The organism is Thauera linaloolentis 47Lol = DSM 12138 (assembly GCF_000310205.1).
Lineage (GTDB): Bacteria > Pseudomonadota > Gammaproteobacteria > Burkholderiales > Rhodocyclaceae > Thauera > Thauera linaloolentis.
In genome coordinates this window covers 11,743-26,903 of the sequence record NZ_AMXE01000030.1, presented here as the reverse complement: position 1 = coordinate 26,903, position 15,161 = coordinate 11,743, and the positions used below count along the sequence as shown (strand labels likewise).

Sequence of the window (15,161 nt, the reverse complement as noted above, 5' to 3'; positions counted from 1 at the left end):
CGTGAAATCCAAGTTGATCTGGTTGCTCGTCGCCCTCGTGGGGGCGGCCGGCTTTGCCATGCTTGCCCTTAACCGGGGCGAACACGTGAATGCGGCATGGCTGATCCTGGCGGCGGTGTCGTGCTACGCCATCGCATATCGCTTCTACAGCAAGTTCATCGCCGAGAAGGTCTTCGAGCTCGACGACCGGCGCCTGACGCCGGCCGAGCGCCGCAACGACGGCCTGGACTACGTGCCGACCAACAAGTGGGTGCTGTTCGGCCACCACTTCGCCGCGATCGCCGGCGCCGGCCCGCTGGTGGGGCCGATCCTGGCGGCGCAGATGGGCTTCCTGCCCGGCACCATCTGGATCCTGGTCGGCGTGATGCTGGCCGGCGCGGTGCAGGACTTCCTGGTGCTGTTCATCTCCGCGCGCCGCGACGGCCGCTCGCTGGGCGAGATGGCCAAGCAGGAGCTCGGCCCCTTCGCCGGCGTCATCGTCATGCTGGGCGCGCTGGGGGTGATGATCATCATCCTGTCCGCCCTGGCGCTGGTGGTGGTCAAGGCGCTGGCGGAAAGCCCGTGGGGCACCTTCACCATCGCCGCGACGATTCCGATCGCGCTGTTCATGGGCATCTACATGCGCTTCATCCGCCCGGGGCGCATCGCCGAGATATCGGTGATCGGCTTCGTGCTGATGATGGCCGCGATCATCTTCGGCGAGGACATCGCCCGCCACGAGTACTGGGGCCCGTTCTTCACCATGACCGGCCCGCAGCTGACGCTGGCGCTGGTGGTGTACGGCTTCGTCGCCTCGGTGCTGCCAGTGTGGCTGCTGCTGGCGCCGCGCGACTATCTGTCCACCTTCCTCAAGCTGGGCGTGATCGTCGGCCTGGCGATCGGCATCGTCATCTCCCTGCCCGACCTGAAGATGCCCGCGGTGACCCAGTTCATCGACGGCACCGGCCCGGTGTTCTCCGGCAGCCTGTTCCCCTTCCTGTTCATCACCATCGCCTGCGGCGCCATCTCGGGCTTCCATGCGCTGGTGTCGTCGGGCACCACGCCCAAGCTGATCGAGCGCGAGTCGCACATGCGCGTGATCGGCTACGGCTCGATGCTGGGCGAGTCGCTGGTCGCCATCATGGCGATGATCTGCGCGACGATTCTCGAGCCCGGCATCTACTTCGCGATGAACTCGCCGGCCGCGGTCATCGGCACTACGGTCGAATCGGCGGCGCAGGTGATCAACGGCTGGGGCTTCACGATCACGCCGGAAATCCTCGCCCAGATGGCCAAGGACGTGGGTGAGCACAGCATCCTGTCGCGCGCCGGCGGCGCACCGACCTTCGCCGTGGGCATGGCGGTGATCGTCACCGACATCTTCAACAGCAAGGCGATGATGGCCTTCTGGTACCACTTCGCGATCCTGTTCGAAGCGCTGTTCATCCTCACCGCGGTCGATGCCGGCACGCGCGCATGCCGCTTCATGGTGCAGGATCTGGCCGGCACCTTCATCCCCGGCATGAGCCAGACCCGCAGCCTGGCCGGCAACCTGATCGGCACCGCAGTGGCGGTATCCGGCTGGGGCTACTTCGTCTACCAGGGCACGGTCGATCCTCTGGGCGGCATCAACACCCTGTGGCCGCTGTTCGGCATCGGCAACCAGATGCTCGCCGCGATGGCGCTGCTGCTGGGCACCGCGGTGCTGTTCAAGATGAAGAAGGAGCGTTATGCGTGGGTGACGGTGATTCCGACCGTATGGCTGTTCATCACCTCGATGACCGCCGGCTGGTTGAAGATCTTCAGCGACAACCCGAAGATCGGCTTCCTCGCGCTGGCCAACCGCTTCAACGAAGCCGCCGCGCAGGGCACCGTGCTGGCACCGGCCAAGAGCATCGAACAGATGTCGCGCGTGGCCTTCAATAACCAGGTCAACGCAGCACTGTGCGGCTTCTTCATGATCGTGGCAGTGGTGATGCTGGTGGCGGTGATCATCAACATCCGCAAGGCGCTCGCCAGCACCACACCGACAGTGCAGGAAGTGCCGCCGGTGTTCCGCGAAGAGCCCGCACGTGCTTGACCTCTCCTACCTTACCGGGCGCAACCCGGCCGGCGCCCCCGAGGCGCCGGCCGCGGGCGAGGCGGGGCTGGACGACGCCTACGCGCGCTACGTCGCCGAGACGCGCGCGCGCCAGGCGGACGCCGTGCCCATGTCGGAAGCCGAGTTCGAGCGCTACAGCCTGGGTTCGGGCTGGCTGTCCGGCCTGAAGGACGTGGCGAAGAAAGTGGTACAGACCTGCAGGCTGGTGATCGGCATCCACGATTACGAGTACTACCTGGACCACATGCGCTCGCGCCATCCAGAGGCCACGCCGTTCACGCGCGAGGAGTTCTACCGCTACTGCCTGGAAGCGCGCTTCCCCAGCGCGGAGCGCGCGGGCACCCGCTGCCCCTGCTGAGCGGGTCCGTGCCGGCGGCACACGGCCCGGCAGCAAGAAAACGGCGGCCCGGAGACACCCGGAACCGCCGTTTTTTCTTTCCGCCGCCCGCGCGGGTTTCAGAGGCCCCCGCGAGGCTTCTCTCAGGCTTGCTGCTGTTGCTGCTGCGCAGCGATTTCCGCCCGCACCTGTTCCATGTCGAGGCCGCGCACGCCGTCGATGACCTGGTTGAGCGCGCTGGCCGGCAGCGCGCCCGATTCGCGGAATACCATGATGCCCTCGCGGATCACGGCGATGGTCGGAATCGAGCGGATCTGGAAGGTGGCGGCCAGCTCCTGCTGGGCTTCGGTGTCGATCTTGCCGAACACGATGTCCGGGTTGGCTTCGGACGCGGCCTCGTAGGTCGGTGCGAAATTGCGGCAGGGGCCGCACCATGCCGCCCAGAAGTCGAGAAAGACGATCGGGTTCTTCTCAAGGACTTCGTTGAAGTTGTCGGCGGTGAGTTCGAGGGTGGCCATGTCGGCGTGCTCCGTTGGGTCTAGGCTGCCGATGCTACCCGAGTGTGGCGAACAGCCCAAGCCCGGGCGACGCCGGCGCATCGGCGGTGTTCAGGCGTCCGTGCCCGCCCCCGTTTCCAGGGCGCTGCCGACACGCTCGTAGAGCAGGCCGATGTTGAGCGGCTTGGTGAGGAAGTCGTCCATGCCCGCGGCCAGACAGATCTGGCGATCCTCCTCGCGCGCGCTCGCCGTCATGGCCAGGATCGGAATGCGCCGGCGGCCGCATTCGCGCTCGTGCGCGCGAATGCGGCGCGTCGCCTCCAGGCCGTCCATCACCGGCATCTGCAGGTCCATCAGCACAAGGTCGAAATTGCCCTCGATGACCTTTTCCAGGCCTTGCAGGCCGTCTTCGGCAACCGTCAGTTCATATCCGCGGCGGGCCAGCAGCGCCACCGCGAGCTTCTGGTTGATCGGGTTGTCCTCGACCACGAGAATGGCCGCCGAGCGCTCCGGCCTCATCGGCTGGGGCACCTCCATCGTCGCGGCCGGATCCACGGCCTCCGCCACATCCGGCGCGGCGAGTTCGAGCCGCAGGGTGAAGAAGAAATGGCTGCCTTCGCCCGGCATGCTGTCGACGCCCAGCACCCCGCCCATCAGCTCGACCAGCCGGTACGAGATCGACAGCCCCAGCCCGGTGCCACCGAAGCGGCGCGAAGTCGAGGTGTCGGCCTGGGCAAAGGCGTCGAAGACCATCGCCTGTACCTGGGGGTCGATGCCGATGCCCGTGTCCCTGACCGAAAAGCCGATTGCAACCGTCCCGTCCCGCTCGTCGCCCAGCAAGGCCGAGACACGCACCTCGCCCTGCTGGGTGAACTTGATCGCGTTGCCGATCAGGTTGGTGAGCACCTGCTTGAGCCGCAGCGCGTCGCCGACGACCTTGTGCGGCAATCCGGGCGGCAGTTCGAGCCTCAGGTCCAGCCCCTTGGACTTGGCCGGCGCGGCCAGGACCTGAGTGGCGAGGCGCAGTGTCTCGTGCAGGTCGAAGGTCTCGCGCTCGATGTCAACCTTGCCCACCTCGATCTTGGAGAAGTCGAGGATGTCGTTGAGGATGCGCAGCAGCGAATCGGCGGAGGCCTGGATCATGCGCAGATGCTCGGGCACCTCGGGATCGCGCGGGTCCATCAGCGCCAGCTCGGTGAGGCCGATGATGCCGTTCATCGGCGTGCGGATCTCGTGGCTCATGTTCGCCAGGAACTGGCTCTTCGTGCGGTTGGCGATTTCGGCCTGGTCGCGCGACGCTTCGAGCTCGGCGATCATCCGGCTGCGTTCGAGGCCGAGCTGGATCGACTCGATCAGCATCGAGCTCAGGTTGTTGGAGCTGTTGATGACGGTGACGCTGAAGACCGGGATCAGGATGATGAGGATGAGATCCGGGATGCCCTGATAGTCGAACGCGGCGATCAGGGCCACCGGCAGCACCGACAACACGGTATAGCTCGCCAGCGCCATGCGCGACGGCGCGAGCGTCGGCACCGCGCCAGCGATGGTGGCGGAAATGAGGCCTGCGGTGAAGAAGCGCGCATCGTAGCCAGCGCCGATCATGAACAGCGCGGCGCCGGCAGCCCAGCCCGCCGAGGCCAGCAAGGCCCCTATCATGTAGCGCCTGAACCAGAGGTTGGCCTCCTCGACCGGAGGCACCTGGGCGAAGAAGCGCCGCACGGCCAGCACCCGGACGAACGCGAGCAGCGACATCGCCCCCACCCAGGCGATGGCCGGCCCCACCGCCGCCCCGAAAACGATGTTGCCGACGGCGAGCATGGCCGCGACCGTCACCAGCGCCGCCTGGGCGGGAATGGAGTTTCGGTACAGCAGGCAGACCGCCTGGTGCCAGGAGGCGGGTGCAACCCGATCGGTCAGGCAGGGAATCATCACTTCACGTGCATCCGCTACGCGTCAGAACGTGCGGAGGTTAGCACGACCGCATGCCCCGGAGCGTGACCCATGCCCGCCCCGGATGCATGCTTACAACAGCGGCGCCAGCCAGCGCGCGGCTTCGTCCACGTCCATCCCGCTGCGGCGCGCCCAGTCCTCGAGCTGGTCGCGGCCGATTTTCGGAATGGCGAAGTAATGGCTCTCCGGATGCGAGAAGTAGAAACCGCTCACCGCCGCCGCCGGGGTCATCGCGTAGCTCTCGGTCAGGTCCATGCCGATGCGCTCGCGCGCGCCGAGCAATTCGAACAACGGCCCTTTCACCGTGTGATCCGGGCAGGCGGGATAGCCCGGCGCCGGACGGATGCCGCGATACCCTTCGGCGATCAGGGCCTCGTTGTCGAGCGTTTCGTCGGCCGCATAGCCCCAGCACTCCTTGCGCACGCGCTCGTGCAGCCATTCGGCGCAGGCCTCCGCCAGACGGTCGGCCAGGCTCTTGAGCATGATGGCGTGGTAGTCGTCGTGCTCAGCCTCGAACACGGCCAGCATGGCCTCGATGCCGAGGCCGGCCGTCACGGCGAAGGCGCCGATCCAGTCCGGCACGCCGGAATCCTTCTGCGCGATGAAATCGGACAAGCACCAGTGCGGTTTGCCCGCCGGGCGCTCGTGCTGCTGGCGCAGGCCGTGCCAGACCATGGCCAGTTGACGGCGGTCCTCGTCCGCGTAGATCTCGACGTCGTCATCCACGGCATTGGCCGGGAACAGGCCGAACACGGCCCTGGCCTGCAGCCAGTTTCCGGCGATGAGCTTTTCCAGCATTGCCTTGCCGTCGCTGAACACGTTGCGTGCGGTTTCGCCGACCACCTCGTCGTCGAGAATCGCCGGGAAGCGGCCGGCGAGATCCCAGGTCTGGAAGAACGGCCCCCAATCGATGTAGTCGACGAGGTCCGCGAGGTCGACGTCGATCGCCTGCACGCCGCGCGTGTTGGGCGCCGGCGGCCGATAGTCGGATGCGATGCGGAAGGCGTTGGCGCGGGCGGCTTCCAGGCTCACCAGTTGCATGCCCTTCTTGTTGGCGTGCAGCGCACGGATCTTCTCGTAGTCGGCGGCGACCTCGGCCTTGAAGGCCTCGCTCCGGCCTTCGGACAGCAGCGCGGTGACCACGCCCACCGCGCGCGAGGCGTCGGGCACGTACACCACCGGCTGGTCGTAATGCGGCGCGATCTTGATCGCGGTGTGGTTGCGGCTGGTGGTAGCGCCGCCGATCAGCAGCGGCACGTCGAACCCCTGGCGCTTCATCTCGGCGGCGACATGGGCCATTTCCTCCAGCGACGGGGTGATGAGGCCGGACAGGCCGATCGCCTGCGCGCCGTGCTCCTTCGCCGCATCGAGGATCTTCGCCGCCGGCACCATGACGCCGAGGTCGATGATCTCGTAGCCGTTGCAGCCCAGCACCACGCCGACGATGTTCTTGCCGATGTCGTGCACGTCGCCCTTGACCGTGGCGATGACGATGCGCCCCTTGCTGGTGGCGCCGGTACGCAGTTTTTCCGCTTCGATGTAGGGGATCAGGTGGGCGACCGCCTGCTTCATCACGCGCGCGGACTTCACCACCTGGGGCAGAAACATCTTGCCCGCGCCGAACAGGTCGCCGACCACGTTCATGCCCGCCATCAGCGGGCCCTCGATCACCGTCAGCGGCGGCCGGCCTTCAGCCTCCAGCTTCGCCCTCACCTCCTCGGTGTCGGCAACGACGAAATCGGTGATGCCCTTGACCAGCGCATGCGACAGGCGCTCTTCCACCGGCCAGGCACGCCAGGCGAGGTCGGGGCCGGTGTCCTTGGCCTGCCCCTTCACCGACTGCGCCATCTCGACCAGTACTTCGCCCGGACTCTGGCCGGATGCGGGCTTGCGGTTCAGCACCACGTCCTCGACCTTTTCGCGCAGCGCCGGATCGAGCTGGTCATACACGCCGAGCTGGCCGGCGTTGACGATGCCCATCGACAGACCGGCCCTGACGGCGTGGTACAGGAAGACGGTGTGGATCGCCTCGCGCACCGGGTCGTTGCCGCGGAAGCTGAAGGACACGTTCGACACCCCGCCCGAGGTCTTGGCCCAGGGCAGTTCGTGCTTGATCCAGGCCACGGCCTCGATGAAATCGACCGCGTAGTTGTCGTGCTCTTCGATGCCGGTGGCGATGGCGAAGATGTTGGCGTCGAAGATGATGTCCTCGGGCGGGAAGCCGGCACCACCCTCGGCCACCGGCCTGGTCAGCAGGCGGTAGGCGCGTTCGCAGATCTCGGTCTTGCGCGCGAAGGTGTCGGCCTGGCCGGCCTCGTCGAAGGCCATCACGATCACCGCCGCGCCGTAGCGGCGCGCCAGCCGCGCCTGGCGCAGGAACTCGGCCTCGCCTTCCTTCATCGAGATCGAATTGACCACGCCCTTGCCCTGGATGCACTTCAGGCCGGTCTCGATCACCGCCCACTTCGACGAGTCGAGCATGATCGGCACGCGCGAGATGTCGGGCTCGGAAGCGATCAGCTTGCAGAAGCGCTCCATGGCGGCGACCGAGTCGAGCATCGCCTCGTCCATGTTGATGTCGATGACCTGGGCGCCGTTCTCGACCTGCTGGCGGGCGACGGCCAGCGCATCGTCGAAGCGGCCTTCGAGGATCATCCGGGCGAAGGCCTTGGAGCCGGTGACGTTGGTGCGCTCGCCGACGTTGACGAACAGGCTGTCGCCGCCGACGTTGAAGGGCTCGAGGCCGGACAGGCGCAGCTTCTTCTCGACGTCCGGCACGCGGCGCGGGGCGGCATCCGCCACCACTCTTGCGATTTCGGCGATGTGCGCGGGCGTGGTGCCGCAACAGCCGCCGACGATGTTCAGCAAGCCGCCCTGCGCCCACTGGCGGATTTCGGCGGCGAGGTGCTCGGGCGTCTCGTCGTAGCCGGTCGGCGAAAGCGGATTGGGCAGGCCGGCATTGGGGTGGGCCGACACATGGGTATTGCAGACGTTGGACAGTTCCTCGACGTACTGGCGCAACTGGTCGGCGCCGAGCGCGCAGTTGAGGCCGAAGCTGATCGGCTGCGCATGGCTGAGCGAGTTCCAGAACGCCTCGGCGGTCTGGCCCGACAGCGTGCGCCCCGAGGCGTCGGTGATCGTGCCCGAGACCATCACCGGCCATCGCCGGCCCAGATCGTCGAACAGCTTCTCGATGGCGAATACCGCCGCCTTGGCGTTGAGCGTGTCGAACACCGTCTCGATCAGCAGGATGTCGGCGCCGCCGTCGACCAGGCCTCGGGCCGCATCGTAGTAGTCGTCGGCGAGCGCGTCGAAGCTGATGTTGCGGTAGCCCGGGTCGTTGACGTCGGGCGAAATCGACAGCGTGCGCGAGGTCGGCCCGATGACGCCGGCGCAGAAACGCGGCCTGCCCGGATCGCGCGCGGTGTATTCGTCGCACAGCCGGCGCACCAGGCGCGCGCCTTCGACGTTGAGCTCGTAGGCCAGGGATTCGAGGCCGTATTCGGCCTGCGACACGCGGGTGGCGTTGAAGGTGTTGGTCTCGATGATGTCGGCGCCGGCATCGAGATAGGCGCGGTGGATGCCGCCGACCACGTCGGGACGCGTCAGCACCAGCAGGTCGTTGTTGCCCTTGAGGTCCTTCGGGTGATCGAGGAAGCGCTGGCCGCGGTAGTCCGCCTCGCCCAGCGCATGCTGCTGGATCATCGTGCCCATCGCGCCATCCAGGATCAGGATGCGCTCGGCGAGCAGCTGGCTGAGTTCGGTCGTGCGGTCGGCTTGCATGGTTCTTACCTCGGTCATGAGACGGTCACCGGGTAACGCCTTGCACAAATGCGAACGGCGCCACAAACCGGCAAAGGCTTGTGAGCGCCGTTGATCGTTTGCCGAGCCTGGCCCTCGCAGGTTCAGTCGGGGTCGCAGCGCTCCTCGGCAGGAGCGGGATTGTATCGGCTCGCGGCGACGCTTGCCAATAGCGGCGGGGCGCAGCTACCACCAGTACGGGAAAAAGGGATGGGGCGCAAAAAACGGATGCCGGTAATAGGGATAGCGATAATACGGGTAGCCATGACCCCAGTAGCCGTAAGCCATGGGGCCCTCGCGCGGATAAACGTAGCTCTGGCTGGTGCGCGCCACCTTGCCGTCGATGAAATGCACGTTGAACAGCGTGGCGATGCCCGGCCCGCGGTTGCGGATGTTCCAGTCCCACACTTCCTCGCCCGACAGCTTGAAGATCTGCTCGGAACGGTGCTGACCCAACGTGCGCTCGACCTCCTCGCGCGTCATGCCCTTCTTGACCTGGGCCAGGTTGTCGCTGTCGAGCGCATCCCATTGCCGCAACACCACGCCACCCTGGTCGACCTGCACCATCAGGCAACTGTAGCCGTAGGGCTGCGTGGCGTATTCGAGCGTGGTGGTGCCGTCGTCATTCTGCCAGCGCCGGCTCGGTTCGCCCTTGGCCGCCAGGGTCTCGGCCTCGGTGGTAAACAAACGCGGCTGGATGTAAGTCGCGCAGCCCGCAAGCTGCAGCGCCCCCACGACCACCAGCAGCATCCCGATTCCGCGAAGGAAACGCGGCGGGAACAGGGTGGCGATATTCATGGCGTGCCTCCATTCAACGTCGGTATTGCGTGTAACGGCCCGTGCCGATGACGCGGCCATCGGTATTGAAGGACACGGTGAAGAACACCGGATCGCTCGTGCCATCGGGACCGTGGGAAATCTTCCACTCCCACACGGTTTCCCGCTTCAGGCGAAAGAACTGGCTGCGCGCCGGCTTGCCCAGCACGCGGCGCACTTCGTCGCCATTCATACCATTGACCACGCGGGCGAAACTCTGTTCATTGAGCACCTGGTCGATGGTGCGCAATACACTGTCCGGACCGATCGTGATCATGAAGCACTCGATGCCTTCGGGCTGGCGGGAGAATTCCCAGGTCACCGATCCATCGTCGTTGCGCCACTCCATCTGCGGCGGGCCGAAACGCTCGCGAACCTCCATCGCGGTAGATACGCCCGGCTTGAGTTCGCGCAGATTGAAATAATCGCAGGCCGTGATGCCCATCGCCGACAACATTGCACACAGCCAGGCAAGCAAACGTTTCATGTCGTGAAGCCCTCCCGAGGGTTTGCCCAACCTGCCGACGACAGGCCACTGGGCTAGAATCTGCCATCCCCCCGGGATTTGCAACGCCCTCGCAGTGACTCTTTGCAACCTTCGGAGACGCACATGAAGAAAACCCTGCTTGCACTCGCCCTCGTCAGCGCCGGCTTTGCCGCCCAGGCCCAGACCGTCGTCAAGATCGGCCACGCCGGCCCGCTGACCGGCCCGATCGCCCACTTCGGCAAGGACGGCGAGAACGGCGCCCGCCTCGCACTCGAGGACGCCAATGCCAAGGGCCTGGTCATCGGCGGTCAGACGGTGAAGTTCGAACTCGTCAGCGAAGACGACCAGGGCGATCCGCGCACCGCCACCACCGCGGCGCAGCGCCTGACCGACGCCGGCGTCAAGGGCGTCATCGGCCACACCACCTCGGGCGCCTCGATCCCCGCGTCGCGCGTATACGAACAGGCCGGCGTGCCGGTGATCACCCCGTCGTCGACCAGCCCGAAGCTGACCCAGCAGAACTACAAGACCACCTACCGCGTCATCGCCAACGATCTGCAGCAAGGTGAAGCCATGGCGAAGTACGCGATCGACACGCTGAAGGTGAAGAAATTCGCCGTCATCGACGACCGCACCGCCTACGGGCAAGGCCTCGCCGACGCCTTTGCAGAGAGCATCAAGAAGCTGGGCGGCGAAATCGTCGGCCGCGAGTTCACCAACGACAAGGCCACCGACTTCACCGCCATCCTCACCAAGATCAAGGCCCGCACGCCCGATGCCATCTTCTACGGCGGCATGGACTCGCAGGGCGCGCCGATGCTGCGCCAATTGCGCCAGCTCGGCATCCCCGCCACCTTCCTCGGCGGCGACGGCAACTGCACCAGCGAAATGCTCAAGCTCGCTGGCGATGCGATGAACGAGAAGGTCTTCTGCACCCAGGCCGGCATCCCGCTGACGCAGATGCCCGGCGGCAACGAGTTCCTGTCCCGCTTCAGGCAGCGCTTCAACGCGGACGTCCTGATCTACGCCCCCTACGCCTACGATGCGGCAAGCGCACTGGTCGAAGGCATGAAGGCCGCCGACTCGACCGACCCGGCCAAGTACCTGCCCGCGATGCAGAAGGTCGATTTCAAGGGCGTGACCGGCCACATCGCCTTCGACGCCAGGGGCGACGTCAGGGAAGGCGGTGTCAGCCTGTACAACTACGCCAACGGCAAGTGGGAACCCGTCAAGCAATAAACCGCACCATTCCACCCGGCGGGGGCGTGGATTCACGCCCCCGCCGTCGTTTACGCACCCACGCAGACGGTCCACGGGCAAGCAACTGCCCAATGCTTGCCAAATATCAAGATTGCCGGGCGGCCTCCGGAATAGAGTGAAAACAAACTCACACCACGACGCCAATACGGGAGCGAGACATGACGAACCGGAACATCTCCTTCATCGTCAAGGACCAGAACCCCTTGATGCTTCGCCCAAGCGACACCGTGCAGACCGCCTGTCAGCGCATGTGCGAACGCAACGTGGGCGCGGTGCTGGTAACCGACGTACATGCTCGTCTGAAAGGCATCTTCACCGGCCGCGACGCCGTGCAGACGATCGCACGAGGTGGCAACCCGGCCACCGTGCAGCTAACCCAGGCGATGACGGCAAAGCCGGACACCATCGCCCCCGACCTCAAGGCGATCGACGCACTGCACATGATGTGCGACGGTGGCTACCGCCACCTTCCGGTAACCGTGGACGACACGGTGGTCGGCATCGTGTCGCGCAGCGACTTCAAAGGCCTGGAGCTCGACCAGTTCGAGGATCAGCAGAGCTTGTGGGAGAGGATCTGCTGAATGCAGGAGAGGGAGATGGGAATCGGGGGGCGCTGATCGCGCCCCTTTTTTTCGAGTCGGCATGAGTGCCATCCGCTGGCCGGCACCTTTTGCGCGGCTACACCTCAGCCAAGCCGCTCTACATCATGAAGACATGCAAACAGCATGGATCGCCTACTGAATCCGGAATGAATGAAATATCGCCGTCCGACCCCAAGACCATCCTGCATTCCAAGCGCGCCAATCTTTATTACCTCCAGCATTGTCGGGTATTGGTCAACGGCGGGCGCGTCGGGTACGTCACCGACGCCGGCAAGCAGTCGCTGTACTGAAACATCCCCATCGCCAACACCACCTGCCTGCTGCTCGGCACCGGCACCTCGGTCACCCGGGCGGCGATGCGCGAACTGGCCAAGGCCAGCGTACTGGTAGGTTATTGCGGCGATGGCGGCACGCCGCTGTTCTCGGCCAACGAGGTGGATTTCGAGGTGGCCTGGCTTTCGCCGCGAAGCGAATACCGCCCCACCGAATACCTGCAGCGCTGGGTACGCTTCTGGTTCGACGATACGCTGCGCCTGGCCGCCGCCATCGGCTGGCTGATCCTGACCCATCGCCGCCCGCCGGTGTTGCCCGTGCACGATGCCGTCAGCGACCAGCAGACGCTACTCGCCAGAAAATTCTCGGCCTTCAACCCGTCGCAACTACCCCATCTGCTGGAGGCGATCTTCACTGCCGTATAGGCAGCTCAGAAGACTACGCTCCAACGCCGTTACAGTCATGGGCCCCTCTATGCCGCATAAACAACGCCAAGACACCCCCGTTGCGTGCCATCGGCAAGCCCTTCTACCCACCCGCGCCGCGCCCTACCCACACCTCATCAACCACCACCCCGCACGATCAGGGTTATCCACACCTGGCACGACTTGTGCATCGCACCACCCGTATCCGATGCAAAAACAGGCCGACGAAGCTTGGATCCGGCTTTCTGCACACGGGGCGCTGGCATTTGCCGCTGCGCCGCAGCACCATGAAATGGCGCGACGACCCACGACGGGGCATATTCGCGCCCCGTTTTTGTGCAGAATACGCAAACTTTTGTCACATGCCGGTCATGCGCCGCGGTGGCGGGAGGATGCGGGACCAGGCAGGACCTGGCCCCGACGAGGGGAGACAAGGCCTCGCGGATGTGTCGGACAACAACATCAGTCATCACTTGAGTTCGCTGGAGGATCAAGCATGAAGAAAACCATCGTTGCACTTGCGGTCATGGGCATCGGCCTGGGCGCGGCCCATGCGCAGCAGGTCGTCAAGCTCGGCAACGCCGCGCCGCTGACCGGCACCATCTCGCACCTCGGCAAGGATCTGGAAAACGGCACCCGCATGGCGGTCGAGACGGTCAACGCGCAGGGCGGCGCCGACATCGGCGGCAAGAAGGTCAAGTTCGAGCTGATCGGCGAGGACGACCAGGCCGACCCGCGCACCGGCACCACGGTGGCCCAGCGCCTGGTCGATGCCGGCGTGAAAGGCGTGGTCGGCCACCTGAACTCGGGCACCTCGATTCCGGCTTCGCGCATCTACGACCAGGGCGGCATTCCCCAGGTGTCGCCGGCCTCGACCAATCCGAAGCTGACCCAGCAGAACTTCAAGGGCGTGTTCCGCACCATCGCCAACGACGTGCAGCAGGGCGGCGCGCTGGGCGACTTCGCGGTGAAGACGCTCGGTGCGGCCCGGGTCGCGATCGTGGACGACCGCACCGCCTACGGCCAGGGCCTGGCCGACGAGACCGACAAGGCGGTGAAGGCGGCCGGCGCGCAGGTCGTGGCACGCGAGTTCACCACCGACAAGGCCACGGACTTCAATGCCATCCTGACCAAGATCCGCGCCGCCAATCCGGACGTGATCTTCTTTGGCGGCATGGATGCCCAGGCCGGCCCGATGCTGCGCCAGATCAAGCAGCTCGGCATCAACGCCAAGTTCATGACCGGCGACGGCGGCTGCAGCCCCGAGATGATCAAGCTGGCAGGCGATGCGATCAACTCGACCACCTATTGTTCGATGGCGGGCCTGCCGATCGAGAAGATGCCGGGCGGCGCCAAGTTCCGCGAGGACTACAAGAAGCGCTTCAACGGCGAGGTCCAGATCTACGCTCCCTACGCCTACGACGCCGCGATGGCGATCATCAAGGCGATGGAGAAGGCCGGCTCGGTCGAGCCCGCCAAGTACCTGCCGGAGCTGAAGGCCAGCAACTTCGACGGCGTGACCGGCAACGTTTCCTTCGACGAACGCGGCGACCTGAAGGAAGGCGCGGTCACCGTGTACCAGTTCAAGGACGGCAACTGGGTCGCACTCTGAGCGCCGGCCTGCCCCTCGCGCAGCCGCGCGGGGGGCAGGGTCATTCAATCCTTCCCGTAAGCGCTACCCGTCGAATAATGGAAACCCTCATCCAGCAACTGATCAACGGCCTGGTGATCGGCAGCGTCTATGCGCTGATCGCCCTCGGCTACACGATGGTCTATGGCATCCTCGGCCTCATCAACTTCGCTCACGGTGACGTGCTGATGGTGGGCGCGCTGACCGCGCTGCAGACCATGATGTTCCTGATGGGCGTCGCGCCCGGCATGTCGCCGGTCTACATGCTGACCATCGCGCTGATGGTGGCGATACCGGTGTGCATAACCCTGGGCTTCCTGATGGAGCGGCTCGCCTACCGGCGCCTGCGCAACGCGCCGCGCCTGGCGCCGCTGATCACAGCGATCGGCATGTCCTTCCTGCTGCAGACGGTGGCGATGATCCTGTGGGGCCGCAACTACCACACCTTTCCGCAGCTGATCTCGACCACGCCGATGCAGCCAATCGAAGGGGTGTTCATCACGCCGGTGCAGGTCATCATCATCGCCGCCTCGGCCGCGATCATGATCGGCCTATCGCTGCTCGTCACCCGCACCCGCATCGGCCGCGCGATGCGCGCCACCGCCGAAAACCACCGCGTCGCCAGCCTGATGGGCGTCGACACCAACGCCGTGATCGCCTTCACCTTCGTCGTCGGCGCCGCGCTGGCCGCGGTGGCGGGCGTGATGTACGCCAGCAACTACGGCATCGCCCACTACGGCATGGGCTTCATGCCCGGGCTCAAGGCCTTCACCGCCGCGGTGCTGGGCGGCATCGGCAACCTGGGCGGCGCGATGCTCGGCGGCATCATGCTGGGCCTGGTCGAATCCTTCGGCGCGGGCTACATCGAACACCTCACCTTCGGCTTCCTCAACTCGTCCTACCAGGACATCTTCGCCTTCATCATCCTGGGCCTGGTGCTGATCTTCAAGCCCACCGGCCTGCTCGGCGAACGCGTGTCGGACCGTGCATAAGGAAAGCCCAC

The 15,161-nt window shown here is 65.7% G+C and carries 13 protein-coding genes and 1 riboswitch; of the genes, 8 read left to right on the top strand and 5 right to left on the bottom strand.

What is annotated here, in order from left to right; all coding sequences use genetic code 11:
- The first annotated feature begins 1 nt into the window (after position 1).
- Both C666_RS09725 and C666_RS21190 read left to right on the top strand, forming a co-directional pair.
- Complete coding sequence (locus C666_RS09725; RefSeq protein WP_004337713.1) at positions 2-2,059, top strand: carbon starvation CstA family protein; 2,058 nt, start codon at positions 2-4, stop codon at positions 2,057-2,059.
- Positions 2,052-2,438 carry a CstA-like transporter-associated (seleno)protein gene (locus tag C666_RS21190; protein ID WP_004337710.1) on the top strand — a complete coding sequence of 129 codons (387 nt, stop codon included), beginning with the start codon at positions 2,052-2,054 and terminating at the stop codon, positions 2,436-2,438. The genes C666_RS09725 and C666_RS21190 overlap by 8 nt, the downstream gene beginning before the upstream one ends.
- Positions 2,439-2,560: 122 nt before the next feature.
- Here C666_RS21190 and C666_RS09715 read toward each other — a convergent pair whose 3' ends face one another.
- From C666_RS09715 to C666_RS09695, 5 genes are all read right to left on the bottom strand, one after another.
- On the bottom strand, positions 2,561-2,935 hold the full coding sequence (locus C666_RS09715; protein WP_004337706.1) for a thioredoxin family protein: 375 nt from the start codon (positions 2,933-2,935) through the stop codon (positions 2,561-2,563).
- A 90-nt stretch (positions 2,936-3,025) separates the two neighbouring features.
- On the bottom strand, positions 3,026-4,843 hold the full coding sequence (locus C666_RS09710) for an ATP-binding protein (protein WP_004337701.1): 1,818 nt from the start codon (positions 4,841-4,843) through the stop codon (positions 3,026-3,028).
- A 93-nt stretch (positions 4,844-4,936) separates the two neighbouring features.
- A complete protein-coding gene (metH, locus tag C666_RS09705) occupies positions 4,937-8,647 on the bottom strand; it encodes a methionine synthase (RefSeq protein WP_004337698.1) in 3,711 nt (1,236 codons plus the stop codon).
- A gap of 75 nt (positions 8,648-8,722) precedes the next feature.
- Positions 8,723-8,799: riboswitch (S-adenosyl-L-homocysteine riboswitch) on the bottom strand.
- Positions 8,800-8,851: 52 nt separating this feature from the next.
- A complete protein-coding gene (locus tag C666_RS09700; protein WP_004337696.1) occupies positions 8,852-9,463 on the bottom strand; it encodes a hypothetical protein in 612 nt (203 codons plus the stop codon).
- Positions 9,464-9,476: 13 nt separating this feature from the next.
- Positions 9,477-9,968 (bottom strand): hypothetical protein, encoded by a 492-nt coding sequence (locus tag C666_RS09695; RefSeq protein WP_004337695.1) that lies wholly within the window; start codon positions 9,966-9,968, stop codon positions 9,477-9,479.
- A gap of 123 nt (positions 9,969-10,091) precedes the next feature.
- On the opposite strand from C666_RS09695, the gene C666_RS09690 reads away from it, so the two are divergent.
- The 6 genes from C666_RS09690 to C666_RS09670 all read left to right on the top strand — a co-directional run bounded on the left by C666_RS09690 (position 10,092) and on the right by C666_RS09670 (position 15,150).
- Positions 10,092-11,207, top strand: a complete 1,116-nt coding sequence (locus C666_RS09690) for a branched-chain amino acid ABC transporter substrate-binding protein (RefSeq protein ID WP_004337693.1) — start codon at positions 10,092-10,094, stop codon at positions 11,205-11,207.
- 179 nt (positions 11,208-11,386) lie between these two features.
- Positions 11,387-11,809, top strand: coding sequence for a CBS domain-containing protein (locus C666_RS09685; protein ID WP_004337691.1), 423 nt, complete (start codon positions 11,387-11,389; stop codon positions 11,807-11,809).
- A 167-nt stretch (positions 11,810-11,976) separates the two neighbouring features.
- On the top strand, positions 11,977-12,120 hold the full coding sequence (locus C666_RS20795) for a hypothetical protein (protein ID WP_211206737.1): 144 nt from the start codon (positions 11,977-11,979) through the stop codon (positions 12,118-12,120).
- Positions 12,121-12,123: 3 nt separating this feature from the next.
- Positions 12,124-12,528 carry a CRISPR-associated endonuclease Cas1 gene (locus C666_RS20790; protein WP_306415763.1) on the top strand — a complete coding sequence of 135 codons (405 nt, stop codon included), beginning with the start codon at positions 12,124-12,126 and terminating at the stop codon, positions 12,526-12,528.
- Between the two features lie 496 nt (positions 12,529-13,024).
- A complete protein-coding gene (locus tag C666_RS09675; protein ID WP_004337690.1) occupies positions 13,025-14,140 on the top strand; it encodes a branched-chain amino acid ABC transporter substrate-binding protein in 1,116 nt (371 codons plus the stop codon).
- 77 nt (positions 14,141-14,217) lie between these two features.
- Positions 14,218-15,150 (top strand): branched-chain amino acid ABC transporter permease, encoded by a 933-nt coding sequence (locus C666_RS09670; protein WP_004337689.1) that lies wholly within the window; start codon positions 14,218-14,220, stop codon positions 15,148-15,150.
- Positions 15,151-15,161: the final 11 nt, after the last annotated feature.

Bases quoted from the DNA above. Each gene is read 5' to 3' on its own strand.
- C666_RS09670 (WP_004337689.1), top strand. From the start codon at position 14,218: ATGGAAACCCTCATCCAGCAACTGATCAACGGCCTGGTGATCGGCAGC.
- C666_RS20795 (WP_211206737.1), top strand. From the start codon at position 11,977: ATGAATGAAATATCGCCGTCCGACCCCAAGACCATCCTGCATTCCAAG.
- C666_RS09685 (WP_004337691.1), top strand. From the start codon at position 11,387: ATGACGAACCGGAACATCTCCTTCATCGTCAAGGACCAGAACCCCTTG.
- C666_RS09695 (WP_004337695.1), bottom strand. From the start codon at position 9,968: ATGAAACGTTTGCTTGCCTGGCTGTGTGCAATGTTGTCGGCGATGGGC.
- C666_RS09710 (WP_004337701.1), bottom strand. From the start codon at position 4,843: ATGATTCCCTGCCTGACCGATCGGGTTGCACCCGCCTCCTGGCACCAG.
- metH (WP_004337698.1), bottom strand. From the start codon at position 8,647: ATGCAAGCCGACCGCACGACCGAACTCAGCCAGCTGCTCGCCGAGCGC.
- C666_RS09690 (WP_004337693.1), top strand. From the start codon at position 10,092: ATGAAGAAAACCCTGCTTGCACTCGCCCTCGTCAGCGCCGGCTTTGCC.
- C666_RS09715 (WP_004337706.1), bottom strand. From the start codon at position 2,935: ATGGCCACCCTCGAACTCACCGCCGACAACTTCAACGAAGTCCTTGAG.
- C666_RS09675 (WP_004337690.1), top strand. From the start codon at position 13,025: ATGAAGAAAACCATCGTTGCACTTGCGGTCATGGGCATCGGCCTGGGC.
- C666_RS09700 (WP_004337696.1), bottom strand. From the start codon at position 9,463: ATGAATATCGCCACCCTGTTCCCGCCGCGTTTCCTTCGCGGAATCGGG.